The 15,665-nt window shown below is 55.0% G+C and carries 10 protein-coding genes; 7 read left to right on the forward strand and 3 right to left on the reverse strand.

Translation table 11 applies throughout. The features are described from left to right. Positions 1 to 46: 46 nt before the first annotated feature. From Q3F21_RS08170 to Q3F21_RS08180, 3 genes are all read right to left on the reverse strand, one after another. The gene (locus Q3F21_RS08170; protein WP_340251175.1) at positions 47 to 2,356 is read right to left on the reverse strand and encodes a M56 family metallopeptidase; all 2,310 of its coding nucleotides are present in this window, start codon (positions 2,354 to 2,356) and stop codon (positions 47 to 49) included. A 194-nt stretch (positions 2,357 to 2,550) separates the two neighbouring features. Continuing rightward, positions 2,551 to 4,848, reverse strand: a complete 2,298-nt coding sequence (locus tag Q3F21_RS08175; RefSeq protein ID WP_340251177.1) for a M56 family metallopeptidase — start codon at positions 4,846 to 4,848, stop codon at positions 2,551 to 2,553. A 228-nt stretch (positions 4,849 to 5,076) separates the two neighbouring features. Next, on the reverse strand, positions 5,077 to 6,048 hold the full coding sequence (locus tag Q3F21_RS08180) for an ABC transporter substrate-binding protein (RefSeq protein WP_340251179.1): 972 nt from the start codon (positions 6,046 to 6,048) through the stop codon (positions 5,077 to 5,079). 175 nt (positions 6,049 to 6,223) lie between these two features. Between Q3F21_RS08180 and Q3F21_RS08185 the strand changes: the two genes are divergently transcribed. From Q3F21_RS08185 to Q3F21_RS08215, 7 genes are all read left to right on the forward strand, one after another. Then, positions 6,224 to 7,186: a FecCD family ABC transporter permease gene (locus Q3F21_RS08185; protein WP_340251306.1), complete on the forward strand. Its 963-nt coding sequence runs from the start codon at positions 6,224 to 6,226 to the stop codon at positions 7,184 to 7,186. Then, positions 7,183 to 8,196 carry a FecCD family ABC transporter permease gene (locus tag Q3F21_RS08190; protein ID WP_340251182.1) on the forward strand — a complete coding sequence of 338 codons (1,014 nt, stop codon included), beginning with the start codon at positions 7,183 to 7,185 and terminating at the stop codon, positions 8,194 to 8,196. The genes Q3F21_RS08185 and Q3F21_RS08190 overlap by 4 nt, the downstream gene beginning before the upstream one ends. 406 nt (positions 8,197 to 8,602) lie before the next feature. After that, positions 8,603 to 9,577, forward strand: a complete 975-nt coding sequence (gene sbnA, locus Q3F21_RS08195) for a 2,3-diaminopropionate biosynthesis protein SbnA (protein WP_340251186.1) — start codon at positions 8,603 to 8,605, stop codon at positions 9,575 to 9,577. A gap of 93 nt (positions 9,578 to 9,670) precedes the next feature. Continuing rightward, a complete protein-coding gene (sbnB, locus tag Q3F21_RS08200; RefSeq protein WP_425341231.1) occupies positions 9,671 to 10,669 on the forward strand; it encodes a 2,3-diaminopropionate biosynthesis protein SbnB in 999 nt (332 codons plus the stop codon). A gap of 55 nt (positions 10,670 to 10,724) precedes the next feature. Next, positions 10,725 to 12,527, forward strand: a complete 1,803-nt coding sequence (locus tag Q3F21_RS08205; protein ID WP_340251188.1) for an IucA/IucC family protein — start codon at positions 10,725 to 10,727, stop codon at positions 12,525 to 12,527. 61 nt (positions 12,528 to 12,588) lie between these two features. Next, on the forward strand, positions 12,589 to 14,427 hold the full coding sequence (locus Q3F21_RS08210; RefSeq protein ID WP_340251190.1) for an IucA/IucC family protein: 1,839 nt from the start codon (positions 12,589 to 12,591) through the stop codon (positions 14,425 to 14,427). Then, on the forward strand, positions 14,424 to 15,656 hold the full coding sequence (locus tag Q3F21_RS08215; protein WP_340251192.1) for a type III PLP-dependent enzyme: 1,233 nt from the start codon (positions 14,424 to 14,426) through the stop codon (positions 15,654 to 15,656). Before Q3F21_RS08210 ends, Q3F21_RS08215 begins: the two co-directional genes overlap by 4 nt. The last annotated feature ends 9 nt before the right edge of the window (positions 15,657 to 15,665 follow it).

A 15,665-nucleotide genomic window follows, 5' to 3' on the forward strand; every position in this document is an offset into this window, starting at 1 on the left:
GCAAGCACCCCGCAGCCGTTCCTTATGTGCACAGTTTTTTATCCCGTCACTTCATGAAATTGGCCAAATCGATAGGCTTTTCATTCATCAGGAACTGAAGGATTTTGTTTCGCTCAGGGCCATCATCCCCCGGGCCATCATTCCAAAACGTTACCTGGAAGCACACATCGTTTTCTTTCCAGAAATAGGAGACCATTCCGACGTTTGATGGGTGATTTGATTCGTCATCTTTATATGGGGCCGTCTTCAGCAGCTCCTTTCCTGCTATTTTTATCACCTCTGCTTTCACTGCATATTTTTCGCCGTTGATCCGGGAAAAGGCGACATTCCCGTTCTTCTTGAACGTTTCGTACATGTTGTTATTCTTGATTTGCTGAAGCTTTACCCTTTTGATTCCCTCTCTCCTCTCATCCTTCGGTTTCGGTTCATAATAGAAAATGTCGAAAGTTTTGTTCTTTTTGTCTGTCTCATTTTCGGGAAAACTGAAATCGAGCTTCGGGCCTACCCGCGCATGCTCGGCTGGAATCGCTCCCGGAAGCTGCAAGGGAAGCTTGGGCGCAAAGCCAATCGCTTCCGGTACCTGCTTCAAATCGTCGGTGTCATAAATATCTTCGCTGAACCGTTCTTCGCTGATGAAGCGCTTGTACAGCTCCTGATCGGGATCCTTCATCGAAGGGATGATGTTGCCGATCTCCTCATCCTTGACCTTGAGACTTGATGAAGAAGTTTCGATTTCATACTGAACGCCTTGGTCCTGCCAAAAATAACGCCGCTGCCATTCCTTGTTTGTTTCATGTTCAATCGTGATTTTTACTACCTTCTGCCCCTGGACGCTTAAAGTCTCTTTCTTCTTCGCCAATATTTCTTTTTTTTCTACATCGCCATCTACAACAGTCAGCTTAAAATCGCTATGATAAAAGTCGTTGGTCACGGCTTCCAGATCTGCTTCGGCAGGTCGTGCCGTTAACCGAAATCTTCCATCGCCAATCCCTTCCACGACTTTAATGAAATCCAGCCTCGCAAAACTTGTCCCTGCTTTTTCCTTCGGTGCAAAGTAGATATCTGTAAAACGGTAACCCTCGGGCAAGGCTGCCGGAACCTTGAACTTGAAATCGGACACCTGTACGACCTTTTCCAGACTCTTATAGGGCCGCATAAGCTCATAATCGAACAGGATCCGGGCTTTCCCCGCCGCTTCCGCGCTTGCAGACTGGCTGCCGGGAGCTTGAGGAGCGCTGGCGGGCACTGGACTGCTGGCGTTTGTCAAGGTTGCCGCACCCAGTACCCCTACGCATAAAACGGCAGCGACAGACAGTTTATACGATCCCTTTTTAAACGACTTGATCATGTGAATCCTCCTCTTCATTTCCATTTGGTAATTGGGTCCGAAAAAATACAGCAGCTCGGACTGGCGGCCAGCCGGAGAAAAGCGCTTCAGGCATTCGATGATTGTCATCCCGTACGGCACCGCCTCCGCTTCGCCGAGCGCCTCCAACACGCAGGCGTCACAGGCAAGCTCCCGGTCCGCTTTCATCCGCCTCATGCCAATCCACACCAGCGGATTCATCCAATGGACCGCCAGCGCCAAGCTCCCTATCGCATTCCACATGATGTCTTTTCTCTTGTGATGGGCGAGCTCGTGCAAAAGGATGTGGGTAAGCTGGGATGGGCTCAGCTCCCTGGCCATCGCTTCGGGCAGATAGATCCACGGGCGGAAAAATCCGGAGAGATACGGGCTGTTCGCGTGTTGTCCGGTATAGACGTGAAGAGGTTTCCCGATCTCCAGCCGCACTCGGCAAGCCTCTGCGATCGACAGGATTTCGGGGTCGGTCAGCGGCTCCATCTGTCTGCGCTGCCGACTCATCCTCACCGAAAATGCGGCCACATACAGCATCAGAGCCAAGGCTCCAGCCAGCCATACGACAGCGGCGACTTGCAAGCCGAGCGGATAGGCGGAGCTTGCTTGTTCCGGTGCCTCATCCGCTTGCCGGGCGGGAACATCCGCTGGCGGCGGCGGGACTTCCATCAGCGGCGGATTCGTCTGAGCCTCCGGAATTGGAGCATCGCGATGATCGCCAGACACCTCCGGACGGGAACGGTTCTCCGCCAGCGGGTCGAACAGGGAAGCCTGTTTGCTCTGGGTGGCCATCGGGAAGAGATGAAAGACGCTCACCGGGCTTTCCGGGAAAACAGGCACTAGCAGCCGCAACAGCACCAGCAGCCATAAAGCATGCGCAAGCCGGAGACTAAGGTGGCGGCGCAGCAGTCTTTGCACAGCCATCACCAGCAGCAGAACAACGCTCGCCGCTACGGTAGCATCCACAAACCAAAGAAAAGCGCGAATCAAAATATCCATGTTTCCCTCTCTTTACTGATACAGGTTGAAGGTTTACTCATGACTGCGATCCGTTCTAGTTGTCCCTGCTTTTCCGACAGTATTTTTTGATAACGGAAGCTTGATTTTTTAGCGCGGCAACCGGACCGCCGCTCTTGTTCCCCTCACGACTTTCCAACGCGGCGGCTGTCGGCTCCCTCTCTAGCAAATAAGCTTTATTTGAAAGTAGCCAGATCGACAGGCTTCTCATTCATCAGGAACTCCAGAATCTTGTTTCGATTCGGGTCGTCATTTCCCTGGCCATCATTCCAAAAGGTAACTTTCAAGCACACATCGTTTTCTTTCCAGAAATAGGAGACCATCCCGACGTTTGATGGGTGATTTGATTCGTCATATTTATACGTGGCCGTCTTCAGCAGCTCCTTTCCAGCTATTTTTATCACCTCTGCTTTCACTGCATCTTTTTCGCCGTTGATCCGGGAAAAGGCGACATTCCCGTTCTTCTTGAACGTTTCGTACATGTTGTTATTCTTGATTTGCTGAAGCTTCACCCGTTTGATACCCGGGTTGCTCTTATCGGCTGATTTATAGAAGATAGAAAGGACCCTGCTCTTTTCGTCTGCCTTATTTTCGGGATAGCTGAAATCGAGCTTCGCGGTAATCGTAGCCTTCACCGCTGGAAGCGATCCCGGAAGCTGCAAAGGAAGCTTGGGGACAAAGCCGACTGCTTTGGGTACCTGTTTCACGTCTTCTGAATCATAAATCTCTTCGTTCAACTGTTCTTCGCCGATGAATCGCGCGAAGAGTTCTTTATCCGGATACTTCATCGAAGAAATCGTCTTGACTATTTCGTCATCCTGGAGCTCGGCGGTTGATGAGGTAGTCTCGATTTTATACTGAATCCCCTGATCCTGCCAAAAATAATGGCGCTGCCAATCGCTAACTGTTCCATGTTTGATTGTGACCTTCTCCACTTTTTGTCCTTGAACGTTGAGGGGCTGTTTCCGCTTTTCCAGCAACTCCTTTCTTTCCTTATTGTTTTCCACAATCGAAATTTCAGTAAGTTCCTTTCTTAAAAAGTGGCCGACTACGGCTTGCAGATCCGCTTCGGCTGGTTGTGCGAACAAGCTGAACTCTCCCTGATGAATACCTTCGACACTTTTATCGAAATTCAGCAACGCCAATTTTGCCCCGCCTTTTTCCTTTGGTGCAAAGGCGCCTTCTGTAAAGCGGTAACCAGCGGGCAAGGCTGCCGGAACCTTGAACTTGAAATCGGAAAGCTTGACGACTTTTTCCAGATTTCTATAGTACCGCCGCTCCGAATCAAACAATAGCCGTGCCTTCTCCGCCGCTTCCGTGCTTGCAAACTGGCTGCCGGGAGCTTGAGGAGCGCTGGCGGGCACCGGACTGCTGGCGTTGGTCAAGGTTGCCGCCCCCAGAACCCCCACGCATAAAACGGCAGCGAAAGACAGTTTATACGATCCCTTTTTAAACGACTTGATCAAGTGAATCCTCCTCTTCATTTCAACTCGATGATCGGGTCCGAAAAAATACAGCAATTCAGACTGGCGGCCAGCGGGAGAAAAGCGCTTCAGGCATTCGATGATCGTCATCCCGTACGGCACCGCCTCCGCTTCGCCGAGCGCCTCCAGAACGCAGGCGTCACAGGCAAGCTCCCTGTCCGCTTTCATCCGCTTCATGCCGATCCACACCAGCGGATTCATCCAATGGACCGCCAGCGCCAAGCTTCCTATCGCATTCCATATGATGTCTTTTCTTTTGTGATGGGCAAGCTCGTGCAAAAGGATGTGGGTAAGCTGGGATGCGCTCAGCTCCTTGGCCATCGCTTCGGGCAGATAGATCCACGGGCGGAAAAATCCGGAGAGGTACGGGCTGTTCGCGTGATGACCGGTATAGACGGGAACAGGTTTCCCGATCCCCAGACGCACTCGGCAAGCCTCTGCGATCGACAGGATTTCCGGGTCTGTCAGCGGCTTCATCCGCCTGCGCTGCCGACTCATCCTCACCGAAAATGCGGCCACATACAGCATCAGGGCCACGGCTCCAGCCAGCCATACGACAGCGGCGACTTGCATGCCGAGCGGATAGGCGGAGCCGGCTTGTTCCGGTGCCTCATCCGCTTGCCGGGCGGGAACATCCGTCAGCGACCGCGGGCCTTCCATCAGCGGCGGATTCATCCGAGTCTCCGGGATTGCAGCATCGCGGCGATCTCCATACGCCTGCGGGAGCAGCTGGTTCTCTGCTGGCCGGTCGAACAGCGAAGCCTGTTTGCTCTCCGAACCCGTCTGCAAGAGATGAAAGACGCTCACCGGGCTGTCCGGGAAAACGGGGACCAACAGCCGCACCAGCACCAGCAGCCACAAAACATGTGCAAGGCGGGGACTCAGCCTGCGGCGGAACAGTCTTTGCACAGCCATTACCAGCAGCAGGACAACGCTCGCCGCTACGGTAGCATCCAGAAACCAAAGAAAAGCGCGAATCAAAATATCCATGTTTTCCCCTCTCCGGCATGTTGCTTGGTACTCACCCTGGCTCGCTCCATGATTTACAGTTGTAAATAAAACTTGCTGCCTCTGATATTACGCTTGTAAACAAAAACTGTCAATAGCTGGTTTCCGTGGAATATTATTTTTTTTGCCCGTGGACGCTGCTGGAAACATAAAAGCCAGCATGCTCCGGTTGATTCCCGGAGCATGCTGGCTCTCCTGATGACGCCCGCCTTACTTGTCCAGATGCTTGATCACTTCGTCCAGCATCAGATTTCGCGACACAACCCCCATCCCGCTCAGCCACGGGTCGGTCGACACCTCATACACATTCCCGGCCTGAACCGCCTTTAACGTCGCCCAAAGGGGGTTGTCCTTCAGCTTTGTCGTCATGATGTTTTCCTGGTCGCGGCTGAACCAGAAGATGACGTCCCCGTCCATATCGGCGATTTGCTCTTCTGTCGCTTTCTTGGCAAACTCTTTCTCCGACTGGGCCTTCGGACGGGGGAAACCAAGCTCCTCGATGAATTTCCCGCTGTACGATTCCGACAGGTAAATGCGAATGTGATCCGCATTCATCCGCAACATGGAAACTTCTGTTTTCCCGACTTTATCGCCCATTTTCGCCTTGAATTCGGCCACGCGCTTTTCATAATCGCCAATCATCTTTTCAGCTTCCTTCGCTTTTCCCACAGCTTCGGCATGCAGCTTCAAGTTTCCCTTCCAATCCAGTCCCAGCGTCTCCACGAAAACAGTGGGGGCAATTTGCATCAGCTTGGAATGAATGGCCTCGTGCTGGTCTTTGGTTCCCAGGATCAAATCCGGCTTCAATGCGGAGACGGCTTCCAGATTCGGCTGGTCGATCGTACCCACCTTTTCAATCCCGCTTGTTTTGTCGCCCAGATAGGAGAAAAACGGTTTGTCCAAAGACACCGTGGCAGCCCCCACAGGAGTTACGCCGAGTCCGAGAAGGTTATCCAGAGCGCCATTGTCCAGAACGACGATGCGTTTGGGTTCAGCAGGCACCTTCACTTCACCCATCGCGTCCTTTACGGTATGTTCTTGCGGACTCGCCTGGGTCGGAGCATTGGACGCCGGTGTTCCTTGAGCCGGTGTTGCGGCGGAATTGCCGCATCCAAACAAGAAAAGAGAGAGAGACAATATCAGCAGAAAAAAGAAAAGGGTGTGTCTTGAAATGGAATACATTGACAGATTCCCCCTTGCTCAGTATATTTTTTATGAGAATGATAACTATTCTCACAATTAGGAATCATATACTTGATAAATACGGTTGTCAAGGATATTTATGTAAATTCATGGATTGCGAGTGAGCGTCGTGAGCAAATCGCGGAATCATCTCTGTCTGCTTATCGGGCTGATCATGGGACTTGTAGCAGTCCTCTTCTTTATCGGGGTCAGCATTTCTTTTGGGATTGTGGACATCAGTATGCAAACCGTTGTCGAAACATTCCTTGAATTTGACGGGTCGAGGGAACAGCTGATCATTTATACCACCCGTCTTCCCCGAGCGTTGATTGCCGCGGCGGTGGGAGGGTGCCTCGCCGTGGCGGGGGCCATGACACAGGCTTTGACCCGAAATCCATTGGCTGCTCCCGATCTGCTGGGCATCAATCACGGAGCCGCGCTTATGGTTGTCTTGTCCCTGTTTCTCGTCGGGGGGCAAAATCTCACCCTCTATGCATGGGCCGCTTTTATCGGGGCGGGGGCGGTATCCATTCTCGTCTTCCTGCTCGGTTCAGTCGGGCGAACCGGAATGACTCCTCTGAAGCTGACGCTGGCAGGCGTTTCTGTCACAACCCTGTTGTCGGCGTCCACGCAATCGATCCTGATCTTTCACGAGCGTTCCCTTGATGAAATGCGCTTTTGGCTGGCAGGGTCGGTCGTGGGGAGGGACCTGGAGCTTCTCATCCGGGTTCTGCCCTTCATGATCGCCGGGCTGCTGCTTGCCTTTCTGTTGAGCAGGGAAGTCGATACCCTGCAGTTCGGAGACGATGTAGCCAAAAGCTTGGGGCAGCGTACAACGCTGGTGCGCACGCTCGCTTTTACCGCTGTGGTGCTGCTTTCCGGCAGCAGTGTAGCGGTGGCCGGTCCCATCGGATTTGTCGGGCTCGCCGTTCCGCATCTTGTCAGGTCCGCTGTCGGCAAAGACCACCGCTGGATTTTTGCCTACTCGGCGGTGGCGGGCGCTGCTTTGCTGCTGCTCGCTGATGTGGCGGCCCGGTTCATTTTGGACAATCAGGAGCTGCCTGTCGGCGTGATGACAGCTATCATCGGGGCTCCATTCTTTATCTACCTGGCGCGGAGGAGGGTGCACAAGCTATGAAGGGGGAAATGCTGCAGGGGCGGACGACAACGCTTTTTGCCTTGCTTATCCTGCTTAACATCGCTTTTTTGGCGGCCAATGTAGGGGCGGGAGTATACGACCTGTCTCTGTGGGAAGTGGTCCGTACGCTGCTCGGGCTGGGGAGCGGGGAACATGCGTTTATCGTCAATACGCTGCGTCTTCCGCGTGCCCTGATTGCCTTTTTGGCAGGGGCGGGACTGGCTGTTTCGGGCGCGATTTTGCAGGGGATCACATCCAATCCTCTCGCATCTCCCGGCGTCATCGGGCTGAATGCAGGGGCTTCGCTCGCCGCTGTTCTCGTGATCGTCGCGCTGCCAGCGGTTCCGCTCGGCTTATTGCCGCCTGCCGCATTTGCGGGAGCGCTGCTCGCGGCGGCCCTCACTTACTGGCTTGGCTGGAAGGGGGGGAGCTCGATGTACCGGATCATTCTGGTCGGGGTGGGCGTCTCCGCGGTCGCGCAGGCCTTGATCACGATCATCATGATGTCCGGAAAAATCATGCTGGTCACGCAGGCTCTGATCTGGATGACAGGGAGCGTTTACGGCAGGGGATGGGAGCACTTCTACGCCCTCCTTCCCTGGATGCTTCTGTTCCTCCCGCTGGCGTTTTTGCTCTCCCGGCAGCTGAACCTGCTGCAGCTGGGCGATGACGTCTCCAAAGGGCTTGGCAGCAAAATCGAGTGGGTGCGGGGCGGGCTGATTCTGGTCAGCGTCGCATTGGCGGCAGCTTCCGTGGCGACCGCCGGAACCGTGTATTTTGTAGGTCTGATGGCTCCGCATATCGCCAGACGGTTGGCCGGACCCTCCCACACGACTCTGCTTCCGGCCGCTGCGCTGACCGGCGGGCTGCTTGTTCTCGCGTCCGATTTCATCGGCCGAACGATCGCAGCTCCGGTAGAGCTTCCCTGCGGGTTGATCACAGCGATGATCGGCGCGCCCTATTTCGTTTATCTGCTGCTGACGGAAAAAAAACAATCAGCTGCAATGTAAATAAAAGGAATTATTGACAATGATTATCAATATCATCTAAAATGGGGTTGCCCACGGGAGAACCGGACGGGGAAGGAGGTGATTTTCTACCAGTGAGGGCGAAGGGAAAGTGTAGCGAGTGCAGTTAGCGAGGAGAACAACGAGAAGCAATGCAATCCGGTCCATCCGGCAAGTATTTTTACGAAAACAGGAAAAAGCCGCTAACCAGGCAGACTTTGGCCGGTGCAGTCTGGTAACGGCGTTCGATCGGTACCCCGATTTTTACTGGGTAAAAAAGGGCACCTTTTTTCAATGTAGCAAAAACAAGAATGGATGTAAATGAAAGGGATCTACCCATCGGGCAACATCCTCATTTTTTTGACCACAAATGATAATGATTATCATTTTTGTTTAAGGAGGGATCCGCATGCCTTTTGCAGGAGCACGACCCGCTGTCAAATCCTCCATCGTCGATTGCGTCGGACACACTCCCTTGGTTCAGCTCAACCGGCTTTTTCCGCATCAAGCGTTGAGCGTGCTGGCCAAGCTTGAGTTTATGAACCCGGGCGGCAGCATGAAGGACCGCCCCGCCCGCTACATTGTCGAACAGGGGCTGAAGGATGGGACGATCCGTCCCGGCACACACATCATCGAGAGCACGTCCGGCAACCTCGGCGTCGCGCTCGCCATGGTTGCCAGAGTCTACGGACTGTCGTTTACATGCGTCGTCGACCCGAAAATTACGAAGGCGAATCTCCAAATCCTGCACCAGCTCGGCGCCAATGTTGACATGGTGGATCAGCCGGACGATCAGGGCGGATATTTGCAGACCCGTATCCGCAGAGTACAGGAGCTGTTGACCATACTCCCCGACAGCTTCTGGATCAACCAGTACGCCAACGAGCTGAACTGGAAGGCCCATTATTACGGGACCGGCAGCGAGCTCGTGGAACAACTGGACGAGCCGGTGGATTGCCTGTTTGCCGCCGTAAGCACGACAGGCAGCATTATGGGCAACGCCCGTCGCTTGCGGGAAGCTTTTCCGCACATCAAAATCGTGGCCGTGGATGCGGTCGGCTCGATCATCTTCGGTTCTCCCTCGGCTCCCCGGGAACTGCCGGGCATCGGTTCAAGCCGCGTACCCGAGCTGCTCAACCCGGACGAAATCGACGAGGTCGTACATGTCAGCGATCGGGAATCCGTACAGGGCTGCAGGGATCTGCTGTTCCATGAAGGGATTTTCGCCGGAGGCTCTTCCGGTTCGGTGATCGCCGCCGTTCGCAAGCTGCTTCCCGCCTTTCCTCCCACCTATCGCATCGCCGTCATCTTGCCCGACAGAGGGGACCGTTATCTGGACACGGTTTACGATGACGATTGGGTTTCCGGTTTGCCTGCTCGTTAAAAACCATGCGAAACGAAAGAGGTGTGTCCCGTGATCAACACCACAAGACAGCGAGCCGCGGTCACAAGCCATACGGCCCCCCACACTCCCGCTCTGCTGTACCTGAACAGGGAGACGATTGCTGCTCTGGGCGGGAACGCGTCGGCCCTTTATGTCGAAGCAATCGCCGAGGTGCTGGCCAAGCACGCTCGAGGACAATACGTCCAGCCGCTGAAGCCGTACCTCAGAACAAACGAAAAAGACGGCCACATCGCCGACCGCATTATTGCCATGCCTGCCCATGTAGGCGGGGAGGGTTCCGTCTCCGGCATCAAATGGATTGGCAGCAAGCACGACAATCCGGAAAAAAGAGGGCTTGAGAGGGCGAGCGGTCTGATTATTTTGAACGACCCCGTTTCCCGCTACCCGATTGCGGTGATGGAGGCGGGCCTGATCAGCAGCATGAGGACCGCTGCGGTCACGGTAGTGGCTGCGCGCCACTTGGCCAAGCAAGGGTTTGCCACGGTATCATGCATAGGCTGCGGGCTCATCGCCAGAAGGCAGCTGCAATCCCTGCTGGAACAATTCCCCCAGATTGAAGCCGTCTATTTGTTCGACCTCCATGAAAAGGCCGCCCGGCAATTGGCCCAGGATATGGCCAAATCCTTCCCGGCTGTCTCCTTTACTGTCAAAGAATCAGCCGAACAGGCGATTCGACAGGGAGAAGTCGTGGTGACTTGCACGGTTGCAGACCAGCCGTACATTCCTTTTGAATGGCTGCAAAAAGGCGCTTTTGTCAGCAATGTCTCGATTATGGACTTGCATAAAGAAGTGTTTATCCGCGCCGACAAAGTGGTTGTCGACGATTGGGATCAGTCTAACCGCGAGAAAAAAGTGATCAACCAGCTCGTGCTGGAAGGAAAATTCTCGCGCGAGCAGCTGCATGCGGAGCTGGGGGAAATCCTCATCGGCAAAACATGCGGCCGGGAGACAGACGAAGAAATCATCATCCTTAACCCGATGGGCATGGCAGTCGAGGACATCGCCTGCGCCCAAAAAATATATCAACGGGCAGTGGAGCTCGGGGTCGGTCTTCCGCTCTCCTTGTATTAAAGGCTTTCCGAGTAACTTTTCTGGGATTTTGACAAGAAAGGCAGGGGATGCGGCAATGAAACATGCAGAGGGGATCGCTTTCCAAAAGCGGCCGCTGGAAGCGCTATGGGCCGAACATGCGGCGATCGAAAGGGTGTTGAACGCCTATCTTCGCGAAAACGGCATTTTCGACCCGAGAGTCCAGCCTGATCAAAAGCAGCTTTCCATTCCGCTCGCGGCTGGGGCGATGTTTCGCCTCGACTTGACCAGCACCGGCGTTTCGCTCGCCGGCGAGATGACCTTTTGGTCAAGAGGGGGTCAGCACGCGTACGGCTCCTCTTTCTATCAAGCGACGGAGTCTTCCTATCGAAGGATCGACGGCTGGCAGCTGATTCATTTCATCCTCGAAGAGCTTTCCCACCTTGAAAAAAACGAAGAGATTCGACTCCAAAAGAAAAGCGAGCTGCTTATGCACATCCAAAACAGCGTGCAAAAGACCGAGGGCTACCTTCGCCATTTTCTCCTCCGGCGGCAGACTCGGCAACCATCGTCCGGCTTTCTTTCATCGGAACAATCGCTCTTTTTCGGCCATCCGTTTCACCCGACTCCGAAAAGCTCGGCAGGATTCGCGGAACGAGACCTGCACAGGTTCGCTCCAGAGCTCGGGGCGTCGTTTCCGCTGCACTATTTGACTGTTTCCCCCGAGCTGATCGCGGAAGAGTGGATGGAGCACCCCGAAGCGGGCGGCGCGGAAGCTTGCATACCACAGCCTGTTCGGGAAGCGGCGGCGGCCCAAGCGGACAGGGGGCAAAAAGATTACAAGCTGCTTCCCTGCCACCCTTGGCAGGCCCGCTATCTGTCCTCGCACGAACAGCTCCGCGGCCTTTTTCTTGAGGGGAAAATCGCCGACCTGGGGCCGATGGGAGACGACGTCTATCCCACTTCCTCGGTGAGGACCGTCTGGGAGCCTGCGCACTGCTGCCAGTTCAAGCTGCCGCTTCACGTCCGCATCACGAACTTCATCAGAGTCAATACGCGTGAACAGATCAAACGAACGATGGATGCGGCGAAAATCGTCCTGCAAGAAAAGAACGCCTTTCATAACGAGCGCTTCCGGGTATTGATGGAATACGGGTTTCGATCCATTTCCCTGCCGGAGCTTCCTCCCTCGGAGAACGACCTGCTTATGCAAGAGTGCGCCGTTGTCTTTCGCGAAAATCCGCCGGAGCTTCGGTACGAGGACAGTCCTGTCTTCGTCGTCGGTTCCCTGATGGAAGCGCCCCCTGGCGAAACCGAACCCGCTTTATTCCGCGCCATGCGGGAAAACGATAGCCGCCGTTTGCCCGATCTGGCCGATTGGTTCCGGCAGTACCTCTCAATCAGCATGCTGCCGGTGCTCTCGCTTTTCTCGGAAACGGGAGTGAGCCTGGAGGCGCATGCCCAGAACTCGCTGGTCAGGCTGGAGAGCGGCTGGCCTGTCAAGCTGTACGTTCGCGATCTGGAGGGCATCAGCGTAGACCGGGAAACCGCTCTCGGCAAGGGGTGGGTCGGCACGCTGGTGGATGCGGACAGCCCCGTTCTCTATTCACGAGAACAGGCGTGGCGCCGCTTGCAATATTACTTTTTTGTCAACCATCTCGGCTATGTCGCGCGTACCCTGGCCAAATACGGAGGGCAGGATGAGTCCGCTTTTTGGAGCATTGCCAGAAACACCTTGCTGGAGCAGCGCAAACGCCCTTTGTCCGAGCGAATGGCAGGCTGCATCGATGCTTTGTTGCATGGCAAAACGATGCCGGCAAAAGCCAATCTGGTCAGCATCTTTCAGCGGAGAGGCGAATCGCCGCTCTATGTGGACATTCCCAATCCGATTCGCTGCTGACGAGTAATAAACCGTACAGGAACTGCCTTTACCATGAAGGGGTGAAACCATGGAGAACGTTATGAGTAAATCTTTTGATCCCGCACTCCCGATGCAGGCTTGGGAGGCTGCCTTGCGCAGTCCCGAATATGCCAAGGTGCGCAGACGGATTTTCCGGCAGATCGTTGAATCCCTGATCTACGAAGAGCTGGTCGAGGAAAAATCGCTGGTTCTTCCTGACGGCGAGAGGGGATTCGTGCTGGAAGGCCGTACCCGGACAGGTAAACCGGTGCAATATCTTTGCCGCGGCCAAAGGAAGCTAAGCTATGCGAGAGTCCGCTTGACGGCGGCCCCTATCATGAGAAGGGAAGACGGGAACGAGACGGAGGCAACCTGCCTGGCGACCTTCGTGGAAGAAATCGGCCCGGTCGCCAAGGAGGAGCCGAAACAGCTGGAAGTCTTTATCAAGGAAATCCGGCAAACTCTGCTTCATGACACGTGCGCAAAATACCTCCAGACGAAGCGCCCGCCTGCTTCCCCGGCCCACAGCTATGCCGAGCTGGAGGGTGACATCCTGGATGGCCATCCGTACCACCCTTGCTACAAGTCAAGGATCGGCTTCAGCCCGGCGGAAAACGCGGCGTATGGTCCAGACTTCAAGCCTTGGTTCAAGCTTTTCTGGGTTGCCGTGCAGAGACAGAGAGCCGTCATTTCTTCCTCCACGGGCCTGGATGTTCAGGAGTTTCTGCGCAGCGAGCTGGGAGAAGCTGTGCATCGGACTTTCGCGGAACAAATCCGCAGCCGGGGATACGATCCGGAGGAGTACGTATTTGTGCCTGTTCACCCGTGGCAGTGGGAGAAAAAAGTTGCGGACGCCTTTTTCGAGCAAATCGGCAGCGGACAGTTGCTTTTGTTGGGGGAAGGAACCGATGATTACAGCCCCCAGCAGTCCATCCGCACGCTGACCAACCGGACATCTCCCGGGAAAGCGCACGTCAAGGTTTCGCTGAGCATTCAAAATACGTCGGCAAGCCGCATTCTCGGTCACCATCACGTGGAAAACGCCGCGATTGTCTCCGACTGGCTGGAATCGATCAGAAAGGGCGATTCCTACTTGCGGGACGAACTGCGCGTGGTCTTGCTGCAGGAAGTGCTGGGCGTCCACTTTTCCGATCCGGATCTGCCCGAAGCCGTTCAAAGGGAGATGTACGGTTCATTGGGCGCTATTTGGCGGGAAAATGTTTCTCTTTATCTGGACCCGGACGAAAACGCCGTTCCCTTTACGGCACTGTGCCACATCGGTGCGGACGGCATTCCTTTCATTGATGCGTGGGTACAGACATACGGCTTGCCCGCATGGCTGAAGCGTGTACTGGAAGCCTCCATTCTCCCGCTCGTGCATTTTATGTACGCCCACGGCATCGCCCTGGAATCGCATGCGCAAAACATGGTGCTGCTCCACCGCGACGGATTGCCCACGCGGGTCGCTCTGCGCGATTTTCCCGGAGGAATCCGCTGCTACACAGGGGAATTGGCCGATAAAGCGTCCCAGCCCCATTTGAAGGCTCCGCCTGCCTTCCATTCCAATGTCATTTCGTCCATGGCGACAGAGCAGGCCGCCGAGGTCACCGACTTTTTGCATGACGCGTTCTTTCATATCAACCTGTCGGAGTTTGCCATGTTCCTGAAAGAGCAGTACGGTTTTTCCGAGCACAGCTTTTGGGCGATGGCCGCTGAGATCATTCTTTCCTACCAAAAGCAATTCCCGCAGCTTCGCGAGTTGTTCGCCAAGCTCGATCTGTTCCAGGAGAACGTGCTGGTCGGGCAATTGACGATCCGCCGGTTATGCGGAGAAACCCTTTACCGGGAGCATCCGGTCGCAAATCCGCTGCACAGGGCTTTGAAGGAGCTGATGGTATGAATCCGCCAAGTCCCCTGAACCTGTTGAACCAGCTGGCCCGGATCATAGAGGAAAAAAAGCGCGCACAGGAACAGCCGATTTGCGCCTATCTGTACGATCTCGATGCGCTGCGGCGACATGTCGAGGAAGTGACACGCTTGCTTCCTCCTTCCTGCCGCCTGTTTTACGCGATGAAAGCCAACTCTGACGCGGAGATTCTGAAAACGGTCAGCGAGCATGTACACGGCCTTGAGGTGGCTTCCCTCGGAGAAGTGATAAAAGCGCGGGCCGCAAGTGAACGGATACCTGTTATCTTCGGCGGGCCGGGGAAGACGGACGCGGAAATCAGGGGAGCGATCGAGCAGCAGGTCGCACTCTTGCATGTGGAGAGCCTGCATGAATTGAAAAGAGTGGAACACATAGCCGCATCCATGAATAGGATCGTCTCCATCCTCCTCCGCATCAACCTGAGCGGGCCCTTCCCGCAAGCGACCCTCGCCATGGCCGGAACGCCGACGCAGTTTGGCATCGACGAGCCTCTGGTCGGGGAAGCGATACAGCTGGCGTTGTCTTGCCCGCACATTTCGCTGGAGGGATTCCACCTGCACTCGCTCTCCAACCAGTTGGACTGGCGCAGCCATCTGGAGCTGCTCGCCTACTATTTTGACAAGGTGGATGGCTGGTCCGAGCAATACGGCATCAACGTCTCTACGATCAACGTCGGAGGCGGGATCGGGGTCAATTACGCTGACATCCACAGCCAGTTTGCATGGAACGATTTTGCCGACGGCCTTTCGCGCCTCATCAGCGAGCGGAACAAAGAGGGAACCTCGATGCTGTTTGAATGCGGCCGCTTTCTGACCGCGGCTTGCGGCTACTATGCCGCAGAAGTGATCGACATCAAGAAAAACCACGGCAAGCATTTTGTCATTGTCAGAGGAGGCACCCACCATTTTCGTTTGCCGGTTTCCTGGCAGCACAACCATCCATTCGCCGTCATACCGCTGGACACGTGGAAGTATCCATTCGAGCGGAAGGGAACCACTGACAGCGACGTGACCATCGTCGGCCAGCTTTGCACGCCGAAAGATGTATTTGCCAGGGATGTGCTCGTCGACCGCATCCGTATCAGTGACGTGGTTCTCTTTTTGTACGCCGGGGCATACGGGTGGGCGATTTCTCACCACGATTTCCTCAGCCACCCTCATCCCGAGCGCATTTATTTGGAAAGCACACCTGTTCTCACGTAGCCATCCCGA

The organism is Brevibacillus borstelensis (genome assembly GCF_037834415.1).
GTDB classification, from domain to species: domain Bacteria; phylum Bacillota; class Bacilli; order Brevibacillales; family Brevibacillaceae; genus Brevibacillus; species Brevibacillus borstelensis_A.